The following is an 18248-nucleotide window of genomic DNA, read 5'->3' as shown; positions in this document are numbered from 1 at the left end:
GCATCGCCTCCGCCCGATGCAGGCGCCGGATCTCCGCCCAGTCCTCCACCTTCAACACCCCTTCCCATCGGCAAGGGGGTCCAGATTCACCCGTCGCAGAGGGGTCAGGATTCAGGCGTCGTCAGCAGCTGAGCGCGACATCGACGGACCAGCCCAGGCGCGAGAGTGACATGAGGCAGTTTCTGATGCCCGCTGAGCTCTGTGCACCTCACGAGGGGACGGCCGCGGGCCCGCCGCGAGAGGCACATGGGGCAGGCCGCGAGGCGCGTCAGGATGCCTGGTGTGCACCTCGCGAGGGGTCGGCGAGCGGTACATGGGACAGGTCCCGGTGCCCGACAGGCTGCCTGGTGTGCACCTCGCCGGGGGGCCGGCCGCGGGCCCGTCGCGCGAGAGTGGCGTGAGGCAGGTCCTGAGGTCCGCGGAGCTGCCTGGTGTGTACCTCGTGAGGGGCCGGCCGCGGGTCCGCCGCGAGAGGCACATGAGGCAGGCCGCGAGGCGCGTCAGGATGCCTGGTGTGCACCTCGCGAGGGGTCGGCGAGCGGTACATGGGACAGGTCCCGGTGCCCGACAGGCTGCCTGGTGTGCACCTCGCCGGGGGGCCGGCCGCGGGCCCGTCGCGCGAGAGTGACACGAGGCAGGTCCTGAGGCTCGCGGAGCTGCCTGGTGTGCATCTCGTCGAGGGCCGCGCGGGGGAACGGGCAGAACCGCACCGTCGCGCAGGACCCGAGCGCGGAGGAGATCGGCACTGCCCCCACCAACGACAACGGGGCGGGGAGCCGATCGGCTCCCCGCCCCGTTGTCAGATCCTGCTAGGGACTACTCCCGGACGTCGCGCGGACGACCGGCGTCGGGACGCCCGGCGAGCTCGCGCCCGCTGGTCGGCTCGACCTGGAGCGGGTCGGTGCCGGTGCCGCCGTGGACACCCCGCATGTCGTCCTGCTCCTCCGCCGGGTCGGGGCGGAACCAGCCGCCCTTGACCGGGCTGCCGGCGAAGCCGAGGTCGTTCATGCGCTTGGGCACCGTGGCGCCCTGGTAGGCGACCGGGAGCGCGTGGCCGTGCTCGTCGACGCCGCCCAGCGGCTGGTGCACCTCGATGAACTCACCGTGGGGCAGCCGCTTGATGTGGCCGGTCTCGATGCCGTGCTCGAGGACCTCCCGGTCGCTGCGCTGCAGGCCCAGGCAGATCCGGTAGGTCACGAAGTACACGACCGGCGGGATCACCAGGAGACCGATGCGACCGATCCACGTCATCACGTTCAGGGAGATGTCGAACGTGTAGGCGAAGATGTCGTTGCCGCAGGCCAGGACCAGCCAGAAGTAGAAGGCCAGCGCCATGACACCGGTCGCCGTGCGGACCGGGACGTCGCGCGGACGTTGCAGCAGGTTGTGGTGCGCCTCGTCGCCGGTCAGCTTGCGCTCGATCACCGGGTAGGCGATGAGCAGGTTGACCAGCAGGCCCATCCCGACCACGGCCGGGAAGAAGATCGCCGGGATCGTGTACGAGTTCAGCCCGATGAAGCCGAGGTTCAGGTACATCTCCCACGACGGCCACAGACGCACCGCGCCGTCGAAGACCGCCATGTAGAAGTCGGGCTGCGAGCCGGCCGAGACCTGCGTCGGGTCGTACGGGCCGAGCTTCCAGATCGGGTTGATCTGGAACACGCCCGACATGATCGCCATGACGCCGATCGACACGACCATGAAGCCGCCGGCCTTCGCGGCGAACGTCGGCAGGATGCGGACGCCGACGACGTTGCGCTCGGTGCGACCCGGGCCGGGGAACTGGGTGTGCTTCTGGAACCACACCAGCGCCACGTGGACGCCGATCACCGCGAGGATGATCCCCGGCAGCAGGAAGACGTGGACGATGTACAGGCGCGGGATGATGATGTGGCCCGGGAACTCGCCGCCCATGATCGCCCAGTGCAGCCACGTGCCGACCACCGGGATCGACATGACGATGGCCGAGAGGCCGGTGCGGATACCGGTGCCGGAGAGCAGGTCGTCCGGCAGCGAGTAGCCGAGGAAGCCCTCGATCATGCCCGTGAGCAGCAGGACGACGCCCAGGACCCAATTCGTCTCACGCGGGCGACGGAACGCTCCGGTGAAGAACGTCCGCATCATGTGCGCGATCATCGCCGCGACGAAGAGCAGCGCCGCCCAGTGGTGGACCTGGCGGATGAACAGACCGCCGCGCACGTCCATCGAGATGTTGACGGTCGACTCGTACGCCATCGACATCGTGACGCCGCGCAGGCCGGGATAGACGCCCTCGTAGGTCGTCTCCGCCATCGAGGGGTCGTAGAAGATGGCCAGCCACGTCCCCGTGATGAGCAGGACGATGAAGCTGTACATCGCGATCTCGCCCAGCATGAACGACCAGTGCGTGGGGAAGACCTTGTTGATCTGACGACGGATGCCGCCGGCCGGGTGGATCCGGCTGTCGACCTCGTCCGCGGCCGTGCCGACGAGCTTCATCGCCGTGCTACCGCTGCGAGTGGGTGTGGTGATCGCACTCATGATGAACGACGCTCCCAGAAGCCGGGCCCCACCGGCTCGATGAAGTCACTGCGGGCGTACAGGTACCCCTGATCGTCCACCGCGATGGGCAATTGCGCCAGTGGACGGGCGGCCGGACCGAAGATGGGCCGGGCGTACTCGTTGGCCTGGAACTGCGACTGGTGGCACGGGCAGAGGATCCGGTTGGTCTGGTCCTCGTACAGCGAGGTCGGGCAGCCCATGTGGCTGCAGATCTTCGAGTAGGCGAAGAGCGACCCGTAGTTGAAGTCCTCTTGGCCCGCCCGCTTGATGACGGTCACGTTCGGCCGCAGGCGGATGAGCATGACCGGCGAGTCGGCGGACCGGACGACCTCGGCGAGGTGCTCGGGGTCGTTGCGGTCGGACTCCTTGAACGGGAAGACCGTCTCCATCGAGCCGGGCTCCAGGTCGCCGGCACGGATGAGGACGACGTCCTCCGGGTCACCGTCGAACTTGCGCAGGTAGACCCGCTCGCCGTTCTCCGACTTCCAGTCCGTGACGAGGAGGGGCGAGTCGTCGCCCTCCTTCCACGGGTTCTTGACGAGGCCGCCGAACGCGGCGACGGCGATACCCGCCGTCAGGACACCGCCGGCGGCACCGAGCGACCGGAAGATCAGCTTGCGGCGGGCGAGCCCGCTCTGCTGGCCGGTCTGCACGAGGCGGGCGGCGGCGGTGCGACGGTCGACCTCCGAGGAGCGGCCGTCGTGCCGCTGCTGGATCGTCAGGTCCTCCGGCAGCAGCTTCTTCGAGTAGGCGATGATGCCCATCCCGACGCCCAGGACCGAGAGTCCGAGGGTCGTCCCGATCAGCGGCGTGTAGAGGACGTAGAGCAGGTCGCCGTCCTGGCCGGGGGAGACGTACTCCCAGGGCCAGGCGATGAAGATGACGATGAACGCCAGGCCCATGACCGCGGCGAGGATGAACCAGCCCGCGACCTGACGCTCGGCCCGCTTCTCCGCGCGGGTGCCCGGGACCGGGAAGCGCGGACGGTCCGACACGACCTCGATGTCGTCGATCCGGTTGCCCAGGCGCACCAGGTCGTCGGTGCTCATCTCGGCCAGCTCGGCGTCGCTCGGGATGTGCAGCTGGTTGCTGTCCGGCTGGGTCCCGGCCTTGTCGCCGTACTGGGACTCGGGGGGTGCACTCACTGGCGTGATCCGATCCAGAGGGAGATTCCGATCAGGGCGGCGAGACCGACGAAGAAGGCGACGATGCCCTCGGGGACCGGGCCGAAGCCTCCGAGCCCGTTGCCGCCGGGGTTCACCGCGCCCGAGTCGGGGCTCACCGACTTGATGTAACCGATGATGTCGCGCTTCTCCTCGGGGGAGAGCTGCGTGTCGGCGAAGGTGGGCATGTTGCCCGGGCCGACCAGCATCGCCGCGTAGATCTGGTGCGGGTTCGCCGGGTCGAGCGGCGGCGCGAACTTGCCCGAGGACAGGGCGCCACCGCGGCCGGTGAAGTTGTGGCACTGGGCGCAGTTGAGGCGGAACAGCTCGCCACCGCGGCCCAGGTCGGAGCCGATCAGCGCGGCGTCCGGCTCGGCCGGCACGACCGGGCCGCCACCGTTGGCCTGGATGTAGGCCCCCATGGCGTCGATCTGCTGCGGGGTGAACTCGACCTTCTTGCGGTCCGCCTGCGCGCCCTGGGCCTTCAGCGGCATGCGGCCGGTGGAGACCTGGAAGTAGACCGACGCCTCACCGACGCCGATCAGGCTCGGGCCGCGTCCGACGACGCCCTGCAGGTTCGAGCCGTGGCACGTGATGCAGGCGTTGTCGTACAGCGACTGGCCCTCGCGGACGAGTGCGGCGTCCTGCGCCCGGGCGGTCTCCGGTTCGGGCTGGAACACCGTGTACAGCCCGCCGACGGCGAGCAGCGCGACGCCGAGGGCCAGGAAGCCCGCGACGCGTCGACGCGTCTTGGTGCCCGCACGCGCCCACAACCTGCGCGGGCGTGGCGACTGGTCGCTCATGTGGTGGCCTACCCCTGACTCTCTCGTCGCCTGGCTTTAACGGATGAAGTAGATGACCGCGAACAGGCCGATCCAGACCACGTCCACGAAGTGCCAGTAGTACGACACGACGATCGCGGCCGTCGCCTGTGCCGGGGTGAACCGACTCAGGAACGTGCGGGCGATCAGCAGCACGAACGCGACCAGACCGCCGGTCACGTGCAGCGCGTGGAACCCGGTCGTGATGTAGAAGACCGAGCCGTAGGCGCTGGAGGCGATCGTGGTGGCGTGCTCGGTGACCAGCGTGTGGTACTCGTTCACCTGGGCCAGCACGAAGAACAGGCCCATCGCGAACGTCACCGCGTACCAGCGGCGCAGGCCGAACACGTCGCCGCGCTCGGCCGCGAACACGCCGTACTGACAGGTGAACGACGACGCCACCAGGATGATGGTGTTCACCAGCGCGTACGGGACGTCGAGCTCGGTGGGCGGCGGCGGCCACTCGCCCACGTTCTGGGCACGCGCCACGAAGTACATCGCGAACAGCCCGGCGAAGAACATCAGCTCGCTCGAGAGCCAGATGATCGTCCCCACGCTGACCACGTTGGGTCGGTTCAGGGAGTGGATCCGCGCGCTGAAGGAGGGCGCCGGCGCACTCGGAGCGGTCGTCACGGGCGTCATCATGTCACCTCGCTCCGACATCAGCCGGGTGGGGCGAGCCCCCGCGATCACGCCCGCGACCTGCACCGCGATCTACCTGCGGATTCTCCTACTGACCGTCGTACGTCCCGTCGTAGTCGGGGGTTCCCGACGGCGGGTCCGGGCGCTCGCGGGCGCCGGGTGACTAGGCTCTCGCGCGAGCAGTCCAGACAGCGCCGGGAGGACCCGCCCAGATGAGCACCGACACGCTCGACGTCGTGGTGATGAGCCACCGCCCGGAGGTGCGGGAGGCGGTCATGGCCGCGGTGGGGCGCCGGCCCGCGCGGGACCTGCCGCGGCTGCGGTTCCGCGAGGCGGACGGCATCGCCGACGTGCTGGGCGCCGCCGACGCCGGCGAGCTCGACCTCGCCGTGCTCGACGGCGAGGCGCAGCCGACGGGCGGCATGGGCGTGTGCCGGCAGCTCAAGAACGAGAGCGACGACCCGGCCCCGGTGATCGTGGTCGTGCGCCGCGAGGACGACCGGTGGCTCGCGACGTGGTCGCAGGCCGACGCCGTCCTCGTCCAGCCGCTCGACCCGGTGACCGCGGCCCGCACGGTGGCCGACGTCCTACGGGCCGGGGTGCCGGCGCGCCAGGGATGAGCACGGCGCCCACCTGGCCCGCGCTGCTCGGCCGGCTGCTGCGCGGCGAGGACCTCGCCGGGACCGAGGCGGCCTGGGCGATGGACCGCATGATGTCCGGCGAGGCCTCACCCGCCCAGGTCGGCGCCTTCGTCGTGGCACTGCGCGCGAAGGGCGAGACCGCCGCCGAGATCGGCGGGCTGGCCGAGGTCATGCGCGGTCACGCGCGCGCGGTCGAGGTCGACGGGGTCGTCGTCGACATCGTCGGCACCGGCGGCGACCAGGCGCACACCGTCAACATCTCCACCATGGCTGCGGTGATCATGGCGGCCGCGGGTGCGCGCGTGGTCAAACACGGCGGGCGCGCCGCGTCGTCGGCCTGCGGGTCGGTGGACCTGCTGGAGGCGCTCGGGGTGCCGATCGACCTCGGGCCGCGCGCGGTGGCGGCCAGCGTGGACGAGGTGGGCATCGGGTTCTGCTTCGCCCAGACCTTCCACCCCGCGATGCGGCACGTCGGTGGTGTGCGCCGGGAGATCGGCGTGCCCACCGCCTTCAACCTGCTCGGGCCGCTGACCAACCCCGCGCGTCCGGCGGCCGCCCTCATCGGCTGCGCCGACGCGCGCTTCGCCCCGCTGCTCGCCTCGGTCCTCGCCGACCGGGGCGACACCGCCCTGGTGGTCCGCGGCGACGACGGCCTCGACGAGATCACGACGACGACCACCACCACGGTCTGGCGCGCCGGACCGGGCGGTGTCTCGGTGGAGACCCTCGACCCCACCCGGATCGGCGTCCCGACCTCCGAGCCCGGCGACCTGCGCGGCGGCGACGCCGGGGTCAACGCCGCGGTGGCCCGCGCGCTGTTCGCCGGCGAGCACGGGCCCGTCCGCGAGGCCGTGCTGCTCAACGCCGGTGCCGCACTCGCGGCGTACGACGAGGCGCTGGGCGGGCGACGGGCGGACCTGCACGAGGCGGTCGCCGCCGGGCGCGAGCGGGCCGCCGCGGCGGTCGACGACGGCTCGGCGGCCGCGCTGCTGGAGCGCTGGGTCGCCGCCGCCACGCGGCTGCGCGGCTGACCCGTCCCGGCCCCGTCCCGACGACGGGCGGTGCCGGTCCGGGCGCGTCAGTCCAGGCCGACGGCGAAGGCCGCGTCGGTGTCCTGCGCGGAGTAGGACCGGAACGCGATGTGGGTGGACGTGTCGCGCACGCCCGGCACCCGGCTCAGCCCGCTCGCGATCACGTCGGCGAGCTCGTCGTGCTCGCGCACCCGCACCATCGCGATGAGGTCGACGTCGCCCGCGCAGGAGTACACCTCGGTGACCCCGGGGAGCTCGGCGATCGCCTGGGCGGTCTCCGGGATCCGGTCGGCGTTCGCGTGGATCATGACGATGGCCGTGATCACGAGGGCTCCCTGGCTCGGCGGGTCCGGCCCGCGCGGGGCGGGCCGGCGGGCTCGGCCGGAACTCTAGAGGGCGGGCGGCGTCCGGCCCCGCCTCCCGACCCGACCGCCCGCGCCGCGGGTTCGCCCGAAGGGTCCGGCGTCGTGGCCCGGGCGGCCTCCCGGGCGCGTGCCACCCACTCCGACCACGACCCGGCGCCGTAGGCCGGCACCGCCCAGGGACGGCTGGTGCGCACCATCCGCGTGCCCGGCCGCTCCAGCCACCGGGTGATTACCCCGACCTCCTCGGGGGGTGCTCCGCCCAGCGGCCCGACCCCCGGGCGCACCGTCTCGGCCGCCGCCACCAGGGTCTCCACCACCGGCATCGGCGGCACCCCACGCCGGGCCGTCCCGGCCGCCGCCAGCCGACCGTGCCGCACCACCGCCAGCTCCCAGCCCCCGAGGCCGTCGGGGCGGGCGGCGACGAGTTCCTCGGTGCCCGCCACCGCGGACAGCCGCTGCACCCGGCCGAGCGCGCCCGCGAGGTCGGCCAGCCGGTCGCGGTGCGCCGCCGCGGCGTCGAACCGCTCGCCCGCGGCGAGGTCGGCCACCCGCTCCCGCAGCCGCACGAGCCCGTCGTCGGAACCCCCGCGCACGAGCGCCAGGGCCGCGTCGACGGTGACGGCGTAGTCGGCGGCGGTCTGCAGGCCGGCGCACGGGGCGCCGCACCGGCCCAGGCCGTGGAGGGCGCACGGGCTGCCGCGTCCGCCGCGCGCCGGGATCCGCTGGGTGCACGGCCGCAGCGCGACGGCGTCGACGAGGGCCTCGACGGCCCGGACCGCGTCCGGCCGGCGCCCGAACGGGCCGATCGCGTCGGTGCGGGGCGTGCGGACCACCGACCAGCGGGGGAAGGGCTCGTCGGTCAGCGTCACCCACCAGCCCCGGTGCGGGTAGCGGGAGCGCCGGTTGTAGCGCGGCGCGTGCCCGGCGAGCAGGCGCAGCTCCCGGACCTCGGCCTCGAGCGGGTGGGCGCACTCCACCCAGTCGACCCGCTCGGCGAGCCCGACCATCTCCTTGACCCGCGCCCGCTTCTCCGAGCCGGTGAAGTACGAGCGCACCCGCCGTCGCAGGTCGTTCGACGTGCCCACGTAGAGCACCTCGTCGGCCGGGCCCCGGAACAGGTAGACGCCGGCCGCGTGCGGCACCGCGTCGGCGAGGTGGCGCTTGCCCCGTTGGGCGGGGGTCACCTCCACCTGCAGGGCCAGCAGGTCCTCCAGGGAGGAGACGCCCTGCCCGCCGACGCGCTCGAGCAGCGCGTGGAGCACGTCGACCGTGGCCCGGGCGTCGTCGAGCGCCCGGTGGACCGGCCGGGTGCCCGCCCGGAACAGCGCGGCGAGCGCCGAGAGCCGGCACGACGGGGCCTCGTCGCGGGTGAGCACCTTGCGGGCCAGCCGCGCCGTGCACACCACCGGGGGCCGGGGCCAGACCGACCCGTGCCGCCGGCACGCGGCCCGCAGGTGCCCGACGTCGAAGGGCGCGTTGTGTGCCACCACCACCGCCCCGGCGCAGAACTCCAGGAACCCCGGGAGCACCGCCGGCAACCGGGGCGCCGCGGACACCATCGCGGTGGTGATCCCGGTGAGCGCGACGATCTGCGGGGGGACGTCGCGCCCCGGGTCGACCAGCGTCGCGTACTCGCCGACCACCTGTCCGCCGCGCACCTTCACCGCCCCGATCTCGGTGATCGCGTCCGGCCCGTCGCCGGCGTCGGAGCCCGCGGGCGGCCCGCCGGTGGTCTCGAGGTCGAGCACGACGAAGGTGGCCGCGTGCAGCGGCGTCCCGAGCTCCTCGAACGTGAGCTGCGGGTCGGGTCCCGTCACCGGGCGCGGTGCCTCCACGCCGCCGCACGCTAGATCGACCCCCCGACAGTCACGGGTGGTCGAGTGCCCTCGGGCCGCTAGCCTGGGCGGATGGCAGCGGGGGAGGTGGAGGCGCCGCACGGTGCGGCCCTGCGCGCCGCCCTCCTCGACGCCGCCCCCGAGACCGTTCGCAGCCGGGTCGCCGAGCTGGTGAGCCGGGCGGTCGGGCAGATGCCCTCGACCGACCTCCCCGCCCCCGTGCGCCCCATCGCGCGGTTCGCCCCCGCCAAGCGCGCCAAGGTGGGCTCCGGCCCCCTGCTGGCGGCGCTGGGCTCGGCCGACGGGTTCGCCGAGGACGTCGTGGCCTGGTGGCGCGAGCACCGTCCCGAGGAGTGGGACCCGCCGGTGGCGGAGCCGGTGCACGCCGCGGCCGTCGCGGTGCTCGCCGGCGACGGCGACACGGCGGGTGACCTGCTGCGCGACGCCGGGGAACGGGCCGACGTCGGGAAGTTGCGGACCGAGCGCGACGCGGCGCTCGCCCGGGCCGACCGGCTGGCGGGGGAGCTGGAGCGGGTCACCGCGGAACGCGACGCGGCCCGGGCCGAGGCGGGGACGGCGACGCCGGACCTCAGCGACGAGGTGGCGAAGCTGCGGGCCCGGCTGCGCGAGCAGGGCGTGCGCGTCCGGGCCGCGGAGGTGGCGGCCGCGGACGCGACCCGGCGGCTCGAGGAGGGCCAGGGCCACCTCGTGCGAGAGCTGGAGGACCTGCGCCGCGAACGCGGGCGCGACCAGGAGGCGGTGGCCGCGGCCGAGGCCCGGGCCCGCCGGGCGACGGCCGAGCTCGAGTCCGCCCGGCGCGCGGCGCACGAGGCCCGGCACGCCGACGACGCGCGGCTGGCCCTGCTCGTGGACACCGTCGCGGGCGCCGCGGCCGGGCTGCGTCACGAGCTGGGGCTCCGGGCCGACGACCACCGGGTCGGGCCGCGACCGGCCGAGCTGGTGGGGTCCGCGGCGCGGGCGCCGATGGCCCGCGTCACCGACCCGGCGACCCTCGACCGGCTGCTCGGCCTGCCCGAGGTCCACCTGCTCGTCGACGGCTACAACGTGACGAAGACCGGCTGGCCGGGGCTGTCCCTGGCGGCCCAGCGCGACCGCCTCGTCGCCGCGGTGGCCCCTCTCGCCGCCCGGACCCATGCCGAGACCACGCTCGTGTTCGACGGGGCCGGCATCTCCGGCGTGCCGACGGCGTCGGTGCGCGGGGTGCGCGTCCTGTTCTCCGAACCGGGCGTGATCGCCGACGACCTGATCCGCACCCTGGTCGACGCCGAGCCGGAGGGGCGCCCGCTGGTGGTGGTCACCTCCGACCGGGCGGTCGTGGACTCGGTGCGGCGCCGCGGGGCGCACCCCGTGCCCTCCAGTGTGCTGCTGGAGCGGCTGGCCCGGATCTGAGACGCCGGTCACACCCCGACCCGCGACGCCGCGTGACTGTCGGACCCCCCTCCTACCGTCCGCCACGACTCCCCGGGAGATGCCGGGGCCGATCGGCGGAGGCCGCGATGCTCATCGACTGCGACACCTGCGTGGTACGGCACCAGGCGTGCGACGACTGCGTCGTCGGGGTGCTGCTCGGGGTGCCCGAGGTGCCGGCGCGCGACGAGGGGCCCCGGGAGCCGGCGGCCCCGGGGGCGCCGCTGCCGCTCGAGTTCGGTCCGGTCGAGCGCCGTGCGCTCGAGGTGCTGGCCGACCACGGGCTCATCCCGCGGCTGCGGCTCGTGCCGGGGGCGGCGGAGCCGGCCGCGCCCCGCACGGTGCGCACGCGTCGCCGGGACGCGGGATGACGTCCGGGGCACCACGCTGCAGGGCGTCGACCGGGGTCGGTTACCGTCCCGTCACCTCCCGGGGACGAGCTCCCCGCACCGTCGCCCGCCGGGAGGCCGCCCTGGCCGAGAAAGGGACCTCCCCGCCCCGTGACGCCCCGACCGTCCCGCCGCGACGCGCGCCCCGGTCGTCGGACCCCGACGCCGGTGCTGGTCGTGCTGCTGCTCGCGTTCGCGGCCCTGTTCCTGCCCGCCGCGGCCGGCACCGCGGCCGCCGACCCGATCGTCCCGCCCGGGGCGAACGACGTCGTCCGTGCCCTGGCCGAGGCCAATGCCCGGGCGGAGGCGGCCAACGAGGCGGCCATGGGGGCGCGGGAGCAGCTGCCCGTGCGGCGGGCGGAGGCCGACCGCACCCGGAGGGCGGCCGACGACGCCCGGGCCGCGGTGGCCACGGCCCGCCAGGCGCTCGACCGCGCCTACGTGGCGGTCGACCAGCTCACCAGCAGCACCTACCAGGGCGGTGACCTCGACCAGCTCGGTGCACTGCTGTCCAGCCCGACCCCGCAGGCCTACCTGGACAAGGTCGAGCTGCTCGACACGGTCTCCTCGGCCAACCGCGCGGTGCTGCAGCGCTACCTCGACGCGTCGGCCGCCGCGGACGGCGCGCAGCGCGACGCCGAGGCCCGCGCCACCGACGCGAGCCGGGCGGCCGACGACGCGGCGCGCACCCTCGAGGACGCCACCCGCACGAAGGCACAGGCCGACCGGGACGTCGCGGCCGCGAACGCCGCCCTCGCCCGGCTCTCCCGCGGCGACCGTGCGCTGCTGCGGTCCGGCGGGATCACGAACTACCCGACGAACATCCCCGGCGACGGGCTCGGGGTCGCCGCCCTGCGAGCCGCCCTGACCCGCCAGGGCGCACCGTACGTCTGGGGCGCCACCGGCCCGAACACCTTCGACTGCTCGGGGCTCGTGCAGTGGGCGTACCGGCAGATCGGCGTCGGGATGCCCCGGGTCGCCGCGGCCCAGCAGCAGGTCGGGCAGCTGGTCGACCCCTCGCAGGTCCAGGTGGGTGACCTGATCTTCTTCGGGAGTCCCGCCACCCACGTCGGGATCTACGTGGGCGGGGGCCGGTTCCTGGAGGCCCCGCAATCCGGCGACGTGGTGAAGGTGGCCCCGGTGCGGGGGAACGTCTCGACCATCCGCCGCATCACGCCCCCGTGACCGCCCCGGCGACGGGCCGGATCCTGCTCGTCACCAACGACTTCCCGCCGCGCCCGGGCGGCATCCAGTCCTACCTGCACGAACTCGCCGTCCGGCTGCCCCCGGGCACGCTGACCGTGCTCGCCTCGACCTGGCCGGACGCGACGGACTCCGACGGGCGCTGCGCCGCCTTCGACGCGGAACAACCCTTCCCGGTGCACCGGCTGCCGACGACGATGATGCTGCCGACGCCCGCCGCCGTGCGCCGCGCCGTCGAGCTGCTGTCCGGCCACGACACCGTCTGGTTCGGCGCCGCCGCCCCGCTCGGGCTGATGGCGCCGGCGCTGCGCCGGGCGGGCGCGTCGCGGATGGTGGCCAGCACCCACGGCCACGAGGTCGGCTGGTCGATGCTGCCCGGCAGCCGACAGCTGCTGCACCGCATCGCGCGGGACGCCGACGTCGTCACCACCGTCAGCCGCTACACGCGGGCCCGCATCGCGCCCGCGCTCGGCCCGGACGCCGTCCTCGAGCCGCTGCCCTCGGGGATCGACACGACCCGCTTCCGGCCCGACCCGGGCGCGCGGCACGAGATCCGGGCGCGGCACCGCCTGGGGGAGCGACCCGTCGTCGGGATCGTGTCCCGGCTGGTGCGGCGCAAGGGGCAGGACGTGCTGATCCGGGCGCTGCCCGCGATCCGGCGCCGCGTGCCGGGGGCGGCCCTCGTCGTGGCGGGCGACGGTCCCGACCGGGACCGGCTGCAGCGCCTCGCCGCGCAGGTCGGCGTCGAGGACGACGTCGTGTTCACCGGTCCGCTCGCCCACGAGGAGATCCCGGCCCACCACGCGGCGCTCGACGTGTTCGCGCTGCCGTGCCGCACCCTGGGCGGCGGGCTCGACGTCGAGGGACTCGGGATCGTGCTGCTCGAGGCGTCGGCGTCCGGGGTGCCGGTGGTCGCCGGTCGGTCCGGCGGCGCCCCCGAGACGGTCCGCGGCGGACCCGCCGGCACCCGCACCGGTCGGCTCACCGACGGGCGGGACCCTGCCGACGTGGCGGACGTGGTCGCCGACCTGCTCGCCGACCCCGAGGAGGCGGCGCGGACCGGGGCGGCGGGGCGACGGTGGATGCAGGCGGAGTGGACGTGGGCGTCCCGGGCCCGCCGCCTCCAGACGCTCGCCCGTCCGGAGTAACGCCCGAACGAACGAACGGCACTCTCGCAGCATCTATGTGCGCGAGAGTGCCGTTCGCTCGCGAAAGGCCCTACCGCTGCGCGTACACCGCCTCGATCTCGTCGGCCCGCTGGTCGGCGATGACGTTGCGCTTGAGCTTCATCGTCGGGGTCAGCTCGCCGGAGTCCTCGGTGAAGTCCGAGGTCAGGATGCGGAACTGGCGCACCGACTCGGCCTTGGACACCGCGTCGTTGCCGTCGTCGATCGCCGACTGGATCTCGGCGCGCAGGTCGGCGTCGTCGACGAGGTCGGACGCGGTGCTGCCGGACTTGCCGTGCTCCGACGCCCAGCCGGGGAGGGCCTCCTCGTCGAGGGTGATCAGCGCGGCCACGTACGGCCGGTTGTCGCCGACCACGAGGGCCTGGCTGACCAGCCGGTGGGCGCGGATGCGGTCCTCGATCACGGCCGGGGCGACGTTCTTGCCGCCGGCGGTGACGATGAGCTCCTTCTTGCGTCCGGTGATGGACAGGAACCCGTCGTCGAGCACGCCGATGTCGCCGGTGTGGAACCAGCCGTCCTCGAGCGCGCCGGAGGTGGCCTCGGCGTTGTTCCAGTAGCCGCGGAAGACGACGTCGCCCTTGGCGAGGACCTCGCCGTCGTCGGCGATCGCGATCGTCACGCCGGGCAGCGGACGTCCCACCGTGCCGACCCGGATGTCGCCCTCGGCGTTGGCGGTGATGGCGGCGCTGGTCTCGGTCAGGCCGTAGCCCTCGTGGATGGGCACCCCGATGCCGCGGAAGAAGTGGCCGATCCGGGCGCCGAGCGCCGAGCCGCCGGACACCGCGCCCCGGCACTGCCCGCCCAGGGCCGCCCGCAGCTTGGAGTACACGAGGGCGTCGAACAGCGCGTGCTTGCCGCGCAGCAGCAGGCCGGGTCCGCCGGTGTCCAGCGACTTCGAGTAGTCGACCGCGGTCGCCTCGGCGAGGTCGAAGATCCGGCCCTTGCCGCCCTGGTAGGCCTTCTGCTTCGCCGAGTTGTAGACCTTCTCGAACACGCGGGGCACCGAGAGCAGGAAGTCGGGCTTGAAGCGCGGCAGCTCCCCGGAGAGCTTCGAGGTGTCGGCGAAGTGGCCGACCACGTAGCGCTGCTCCTGCGCGGCGATCTGCACCACCCGGGCGAAGATGTGCGCCAGCGGCAGGAACAGCAGCGTCGAGTTCCCGGCCTCCATCATGGTGCCGAAGGTGTCGCCCGCGGCCCGGACCTCGAAGAGCAGGTTGCGGTGGGTGATCTCGCAGCCCTTGGGGCGGCCCGTGGTGCCCGAGGTGTAGATCAGCGTGGCGAGGTCGTCGGCGTGGACCCCGGTGCGCCGGGCCTCGACGTCGGCGTCGGGCACGTCGCGCCCGGCCTCCTTGAGCGCCTCGACCGCGGGCGACGAGCCGTCGATCTGCCACACGTGGGCGAGCTCGGGCAGGTTCTGCTGCACCTTCTCCAGCGTCTGCCGGTGCTCGTCGGTCTCGATGACGACGCCCCGCGCCCCGGAGTCCGACAGGCACCACTCGTACTGCGAGGCCGAGGACGTCTCGTAGATCGGGAGGCCGGCACAGCCCGCCGTCCAGAGCGCGTAGTCGATGAGCGTCCACTCGTAGCGGGTCTTCGCGACGATGCCCACGCGGTCGCCGGCCTCGAGGCCCGCCGCGATGAAGCCCTTCGCGACCGCCACGACCTCGTCGCGGAACTCCCCGAACGTCGTCGGGCGCCACGCATCGTCGACCAGGCGCAGGTAGGCGGTGTCGGACGGGTGCTCGGCGGCGTTCGCCCAGACCGCGTCGGTCAGTCGGTCGTCGTCGGCGACCTTGGCCGCCGCCGGCACGCTGTACTCCTGCACCCCGCACACACCCTTCCACCTCGACCGGGATCACCTGCGACACCGGCGTGCGGGAAGCCTAGGGGCCGGACGGCACCGCCGTCACTACCCGGCGGTATCCCGGACAAAACCGGCAGATCGGACACGAGGACCGCGGGGCGACGCTGCGACCGGCGGAGACGTCGGGCACGCTGTCGCGGTGGCCGCGCTGGACGTGATCGACGAGACGTTCGTGCTGGCCGAGCCCGCCGCCGTGGCGGCCGCCTTCGCCGATCCCGCGGACTGGCCCCGGCTCTGGCCCGACCTCGAGCTGCACGTCTTCGCCGACCGGGGCGCCGCCGGGATCCGCTGGTCGGTCACCGGCCGCTGGGTCGGCAGCGCCGAGGTGTGGTGCGAGGCGGTCGGAGACGGGACGGTGGTCCACTGGTTCCTGCGCCTCGACCCCGCCCCCGGGCCCGAGGGCGGGTCCGCGCGGCGGCTCCTGCGCGGGCGCAGCGGTCCGGCGCGCGAGGCGCTGCGCCGCCAGCGGGCCGCGAAGGCCGTGGCGTTCGACCTCAAGGCCCGGTTGGAGGCGCCCGCCGGCGACGCACCGGGATGGACCCGTCGTCCGGGTGAACCGACGCCGGCCCACGCATGAGGGTGCACGTCGTCTCCGACGTCCACGGCAACAGCGAGGACCTCGCCCGCGCGGCCGAGGGTGCCGAGGCCCTCGTCGTGCTGGGGGACCTGATCGACTTCGTCGACTACGACGAGCCGACCAACGGCATCCTCGCCGACATCCTGGGCCCGGACGCGACGATCGAGTTCGCCCGGTTGCGCTCGGAGGGCGGCCCAGGGGCGCTGCGGGAGTTCACGCAGCGGCTGTGGGCCGACGTCGACGACCCCCGCGCCCGCATCGACGAGGCCGTCCACCGCCAGTACGCCCGGATGTTCGCCGCGCTGGGCGCCGTCCGGGTGCCGGTGTGGCTGATGCCGGGCAACGTCGACATCCCGGCGATGTGGCCCGAGTTCCTCGCCGACCACCCCCACGTGCGGGCGGTGGACGGCGAGGTCGTCGAGATCGGGGACACGCGGGTGGGGTTCGTCGGGGGCGTCCCGCTGCCGCCGGGGGTCGAGCCGCGGGCCGGCGCCTTCCGGTCCTACATGCGCGCCACGGAGGAGTTCACCGCGGCCGTCGAGGCGCTGGGGGCGGTGGACGTGCTGTGCAGCCACGCCCCGCCCGCCGTCGCCGAGCTCGCCTACGACGTGGTGGCGCGCACCCACGAGCTCACCTCGCCCGCCCTGCTGGAGCAGATCCGGGCCACCCGGCCCCGGCTCGCCCTCTACGGGCACGTGCACGCGCCCCTGACCGCGCGCACCCGGATCGGCCCGACGGAGTGCCTGAACGTGGGGCACTTCCGGCGCCGGGGGACCCCGGCGGTGGCCCGATGGTGACCGAGGTGACATCACGGCCGCCTCACACCTGCCCCGGGCGTGGCGAGGGTGACGGCGGGGCGAGCCGGGCGACCGGGCGACGGTAACCTTCGGCGCCATGGCGGACGAGTCCACGCAGTCCATCACCATCGCGGCCGCTCCCACGGCCGTGCTCGACGTGATCGCCGACTTCCCCGCCTATCCCGAGTGGGCGGACTCGATCACCTCCGCGAAGGTCCTCACGCACGACGACGAGGGCCGACCCGAGCAGGTCCGGTTCACCCTGGACGCCGGTCCGCTCAAGGACACCTACGTGCTCGCGTACGACTGGGTCGACGACGGCGTCACCTGGGACCTCGTGTCCGGGCAGATGCAGCGCGGCCAGCGCGGGCGCTACCGGCTCGCCGGCTCCGAGAAGGAGACGACCGTGACCTACACGCTGTCGGTGGACCTCGCGGTCCCCATGCCGGGCCTGATCAAGCGGCGGGCCGAGAAGAGGATCATGGACACGGCGCTGACCGGCCTCAAGCGGCGCGTGGAGGGCTAGTGCGGGTCCTGCTCTTCACCGGCAAGGGCGGGGTCGGCAAGACGACGACCGCGGCGGCCACGGCGGTGGCGCTCGCGCGGTCGGGCCGCAAGGTCCTGGTCCTCTCGACCGATCCGGCGCACTCGCTCGGCGACGCCTTCGACGTCCCGCTGGGCGGTGAGCCCACCGAGATCGACGGGACGACGATGCCCGGCCTGTTCGCCGCCCACGTTGACACCCGCGCCCTCGTCGACGAGGCCTGGGAGCCGCTGCGCGCCCAGCTGCGCACCCTCCTGGCCGGTGCGGGGGTCGACGACATCGTCGCCGACGAACTCACCGTGCTGCCCGGGGTGGAGGACCTCCTCGCCCTCGAGCAGGTCCGGCGGGCCACCGAGGACGGGCCGTGGGAGGTCGTCGTCGTCGACTGCGGCCCGACGGCCGAGACCCTGCGGCTGCTGAGCCTGCCCGAGGCGCTCGGCGGCTACCTCGAGCGCCTGTTCCCCGCCCACCGGCGTGCCGTCCGGGGCGTGCTGGCGGGTCTGGCCGGCAGCGGGGCCACCGTCGCGAAGTGGGACGCGGCCGCGGCGTCGCTCTCCCGCCTGGCCGAGCAGCTCTCCGGGCTGCGCGCCATGCTCGCCGACCGGTCCACCACGACGATCCGCCTCGTGCTGACCCCGGAGCGGGTCGTCGCCGCGGAGACCCGCCGCACGGTCACCGCGCTCGCGCTGCACGAACTGCACGTCGACGGCCTGATCGCGAACCGGCTGGTGCCCGACCCGGGCACGGGGCGCAGTGCCGCGGTGCAGTGGCTGCGGGTGCGCCGCCGCGAGCAGGAGGACGTGCTGGCCGACCTCGCCGAGCTGACCGCGGGCACGGGGGTCGGGGTCCGCACGGTCGCGCACCGGGCGGGGGAGCCCGTCGGGATCGGCGAGCTCGCCGAGCTCGCCGACGACCTCTACGGCGACGACGACCCGCTCGAGGGCGCCGCCGTGCGGCCGCTGATGGAGCTGCGGCGCGTCGCCGGGGTGGGGACGTCGGTGGACAGCGAGTACGCCCTGGACCTGCAGGTTCCCGGGATCGGCGACGGCGAGGTGGACCTCGCCCGCATCGGGGACGACCTCGCGGTCACCGTCGGGAGCCGGCGGCGCACGGTGGCGCTGCCGCCGGTGCTGCGCCGGTGCGAGGTCGTCGGCGCGGAACTCGACGACGACGTGCTCTCGGTCGCCTTCCGACCCGACCCCGCGGTCTGGATGCGATGA

The 18248-nt window shown here is 74.2% G+C and carries 17 protein-coding genes; 10 read left to right on the top strand and 7 right to left on the bottom strand.

Features of this window, described 5'->3' with window-relative positions; genetic code table 11:
- Window positions 1-816: 816 nt before the first annotated feature.
- Genes qcrB through ctaE form a run of 4 tightly spaced genes read right to left on the bottom strand, consistent with a single transcriptional unit; the run spans window position 817 to window position 5167 of the window.
- Entirely contained in the window at window positions 817-2520 is a 1704-nt protein-coding gene (gene qcrB, locus LN037_RS23630) for a cytochrome bc1 complex cytochrome b subunit (RefSeq protein WP_305059300.1), read from the bottom strand.
- Window positions 2517-3686, bottom strand: a complete 1170-nt coding sequence (qcrA, locus tag LN037_RS23625; protein WP_230757904.1) for a cytochrome bc1 complex Rieske iron-sulfur subunit — start codon at window positions 3684-3686, stop codon at window positions 2517-2519. The genes qcrB and qcrA overlap by 4 nt, the downstream gene beginning before the upstream one ends.
- Window positions 3683-4507: a cytochrome bc1 complex diheme cytochrome c subunit gene (gene qcrC / locus LN037_RS23620; protein ID WP_230757902.1), complete on the bottom strand. Its 825-nt coding sequence runs from the start codon at window positions 4505-4507 to the stop codon at window positions 3683-3685. Before qcrC ends, qcrA begins: the two co-directional genes overlap by 4 nt.
- A 36-nt stretch (window positions 4508-4543) precedes the next feature.
- Window positions 4544-5167, bottom strand: coding sequence for an aa3-type cytochrome oxidase subunit III (gene ctaE, locus LN037_RS23615; protein ID WP_230757901.1), 624 nt, complete (start codon window positions 5165-5167; stop codon window positions 4544-4546).
- Between the two features lie 212 nt (window positions 5168-5379).
- Between ctaE and LN037_RS23610 the strand changes: the two genes are divergently transcribed.
- The gene (locus LN037_RS23610) at window positions 5380-5787 is read left to right on the top strand and encodes a hypothetical protein (protein ID WP_179793641.1); all 408 of its coding nucleotides are present in this window, start codon (window positions 5380-5382) and stop codon (window positions 5785-5787) included.
- Window positions 5784-6839 carry an anthranilate phosphoribosyltransferase gene (gene trpD / locus LN037_RS23605; RefSeq protein WP_230757898.1) on the top strand — a complete coding sequence of 352 codons (1056 nt, stop codon included), beginning with the start codon at window positions 5784-5786 and terminating at the stop codon, window positions 6837-6839. Before LN037_RS23610 ends, trpD begins: the two co-directional genes overlap by 4 nt.
- A 47-nt stretch (window positions 6840-6886) precedes the next feature.
- On the opposite strand, the gene LN037_RS23600 is transcribed toward trpD, so the two are convergent.
- Window positions 6887-7165: an Lrp/AsnC family transcriptional regulator gene (locus LN037_RS23600; RefSeq protein WP_230757895.1), complete on the bottom strand. Its 279-nt coding sequence runs from the start codon at window positions 7163-7165 to the stop codon at window positions 6887-6889.
- On the bottom strand, window positions 7162-9039 hold the full coding sequence (locus LN037_RS23595) for a DEDD exonuclease domain-containing protein (RefSeq protein ID WP_230757894.1): 1878 nt from the start codon (window positions 9037-9039) through the stop codon (window positions 7162-7164). Before LN037_RS23595 ends, LN037_RS23600 begins: the two co-directional genes overlap by 4 nt.
- A 72-nt stretch (window positions 9040-9111) precedes the next feature.
- On the opposite strand from LN037_RS23595, the gene LN037_RS23590 reads away from it, so the two are divergent.
- From LN037_RS23590 to LN037_RS23575, 4 genes are all read left to right on the top strand, one after another.
- A complete protein-coding gene (locus tag LN037_RS23590; protein ID WP_230757893.1) occupies window positions 9112-10449 on the top strand; it encodes an NYN domain-containing protein in 1338 nt (445 codons plus the stop codon).
- 107 nt (window positions 10450-10556) lie between these two features.
- The gene (locus LN037_RS23585; RefSeq protein ID WP_230757888.1) at window positions 10557-10838 is read left to right on the top strand and encodes a hypothetical protein; all 282 of its coding nucleotides are present in this window, start codon (window positions 10557-10559) and stop codon (window positions 10836-10838) included.
- Window positions 10839-10967: 129 nt separating this feature from the next.
- Window positions 10968-12041, top strand: a complete 1074-nt coding sequence (locus LN037_RS23580; protein WP_230757886.1) for a C40 family peptidase — start codon at window positions 10968-10970, stop codon at window positions 12039-12041.
- On the top strand, window positions 12038-13207 hold the full coding sequence (locus LN037_RS23575) for a glycosyltransferase family 4 protein (protein ID WP_230757884.1): 1170 nt from the start codon (window positions 12038-12040) through the stop codon (window positions 13205-13207). The genes LN037_RS23580 and LN037_RS23575 overlap by 4 nt, the downstream gene beginning before the upstream one ends.
- Before the next feature lie 70 nt (window positions 13208-13277).
- On the opposite strand, the gene LN037_RS23570 is transcribed toward LN037_RS23575, so the two are convergent.
- Window positions 13278-15071 (bottom strand): AMP-dependent synthetase/ligase, encoded by a 1794-nt coding sequence (locus LN037_RS23570; RefSeq protein WP_230757881.1) that lies wholly within the window; start codon window positions 15069-15071, stop codon window positions 13278-13280.
- 178 nt (window positions 15072-15249) lie between these two features.
- On the opposite strand from LN037_RS23570, the gene LN037_RS23565 reads away from it, so the two are divergent.
- The 4 genes from LN037_RS23565 (at window position 15250) to LN037_RS23550 (ending at window position 18248) form a co-directional block, all read left to right on the top strand.
- Window positions 15250-15687, top strand: a complete 438-nt coding sequence (locus tag LN037_RS23565) for a polyketide cyclase / dehydrase and lipid transport (RefSeq protein WP_230757878.1) — start codon at window positions 15250-15252, stop codon at window positions 15685-15687.
- Window positions 15684-16484, top strand: coding sequence for a metallophosphoesterase family protein (locus LN037_RS23560; protein ID WP_230757876.1), 801 nt, complete (start codon window positions 15684-15686; stop codon window positions 16482-16484). The genes LN037_RS23565 and LN037_RS23560 overlap by 4 nt, the downstream gene beginning before the upstream one ends.
- Window positions 16485-16581: 97 nt before the next feature.
- The gene (locus LN037_RS23555; protein WP_230757869.1) at window positions 16582-17010 is read left to right on the top strand and encodes an SRPBCC family protein; all 429 of its coding nucleotides are present in this window, start codon (window positions 16582-16584) and stop codon (window positions 17008-17010) included.
- A complete protein-coding gene (locus tag LN037_RS23550) occupies window positions 17010-18248 on the top strand; it encodes an ArsA family ATPase (RefSeq protein WP_230757865.1) in 1239 nt (412 codons plus the stop codon). Before LN037_RS23555 ends, LN037_RS23550 begins: the two co-directional genes overlap by 1 nt.

Source organism: Actinomycetospora soli, from assembly GCF_021026295.1.
GTDB lineage: Bacteria > Actinomycetota > Actinomycetes > Mycobacteriales > Pseudonocardiaceae > Actinomycetospora > Actinomycetospora soli.
Note: the sequence above shows the minus strand (reverse complement) of the source record. Positions and strands in the feature narration are given on the sequence as shown.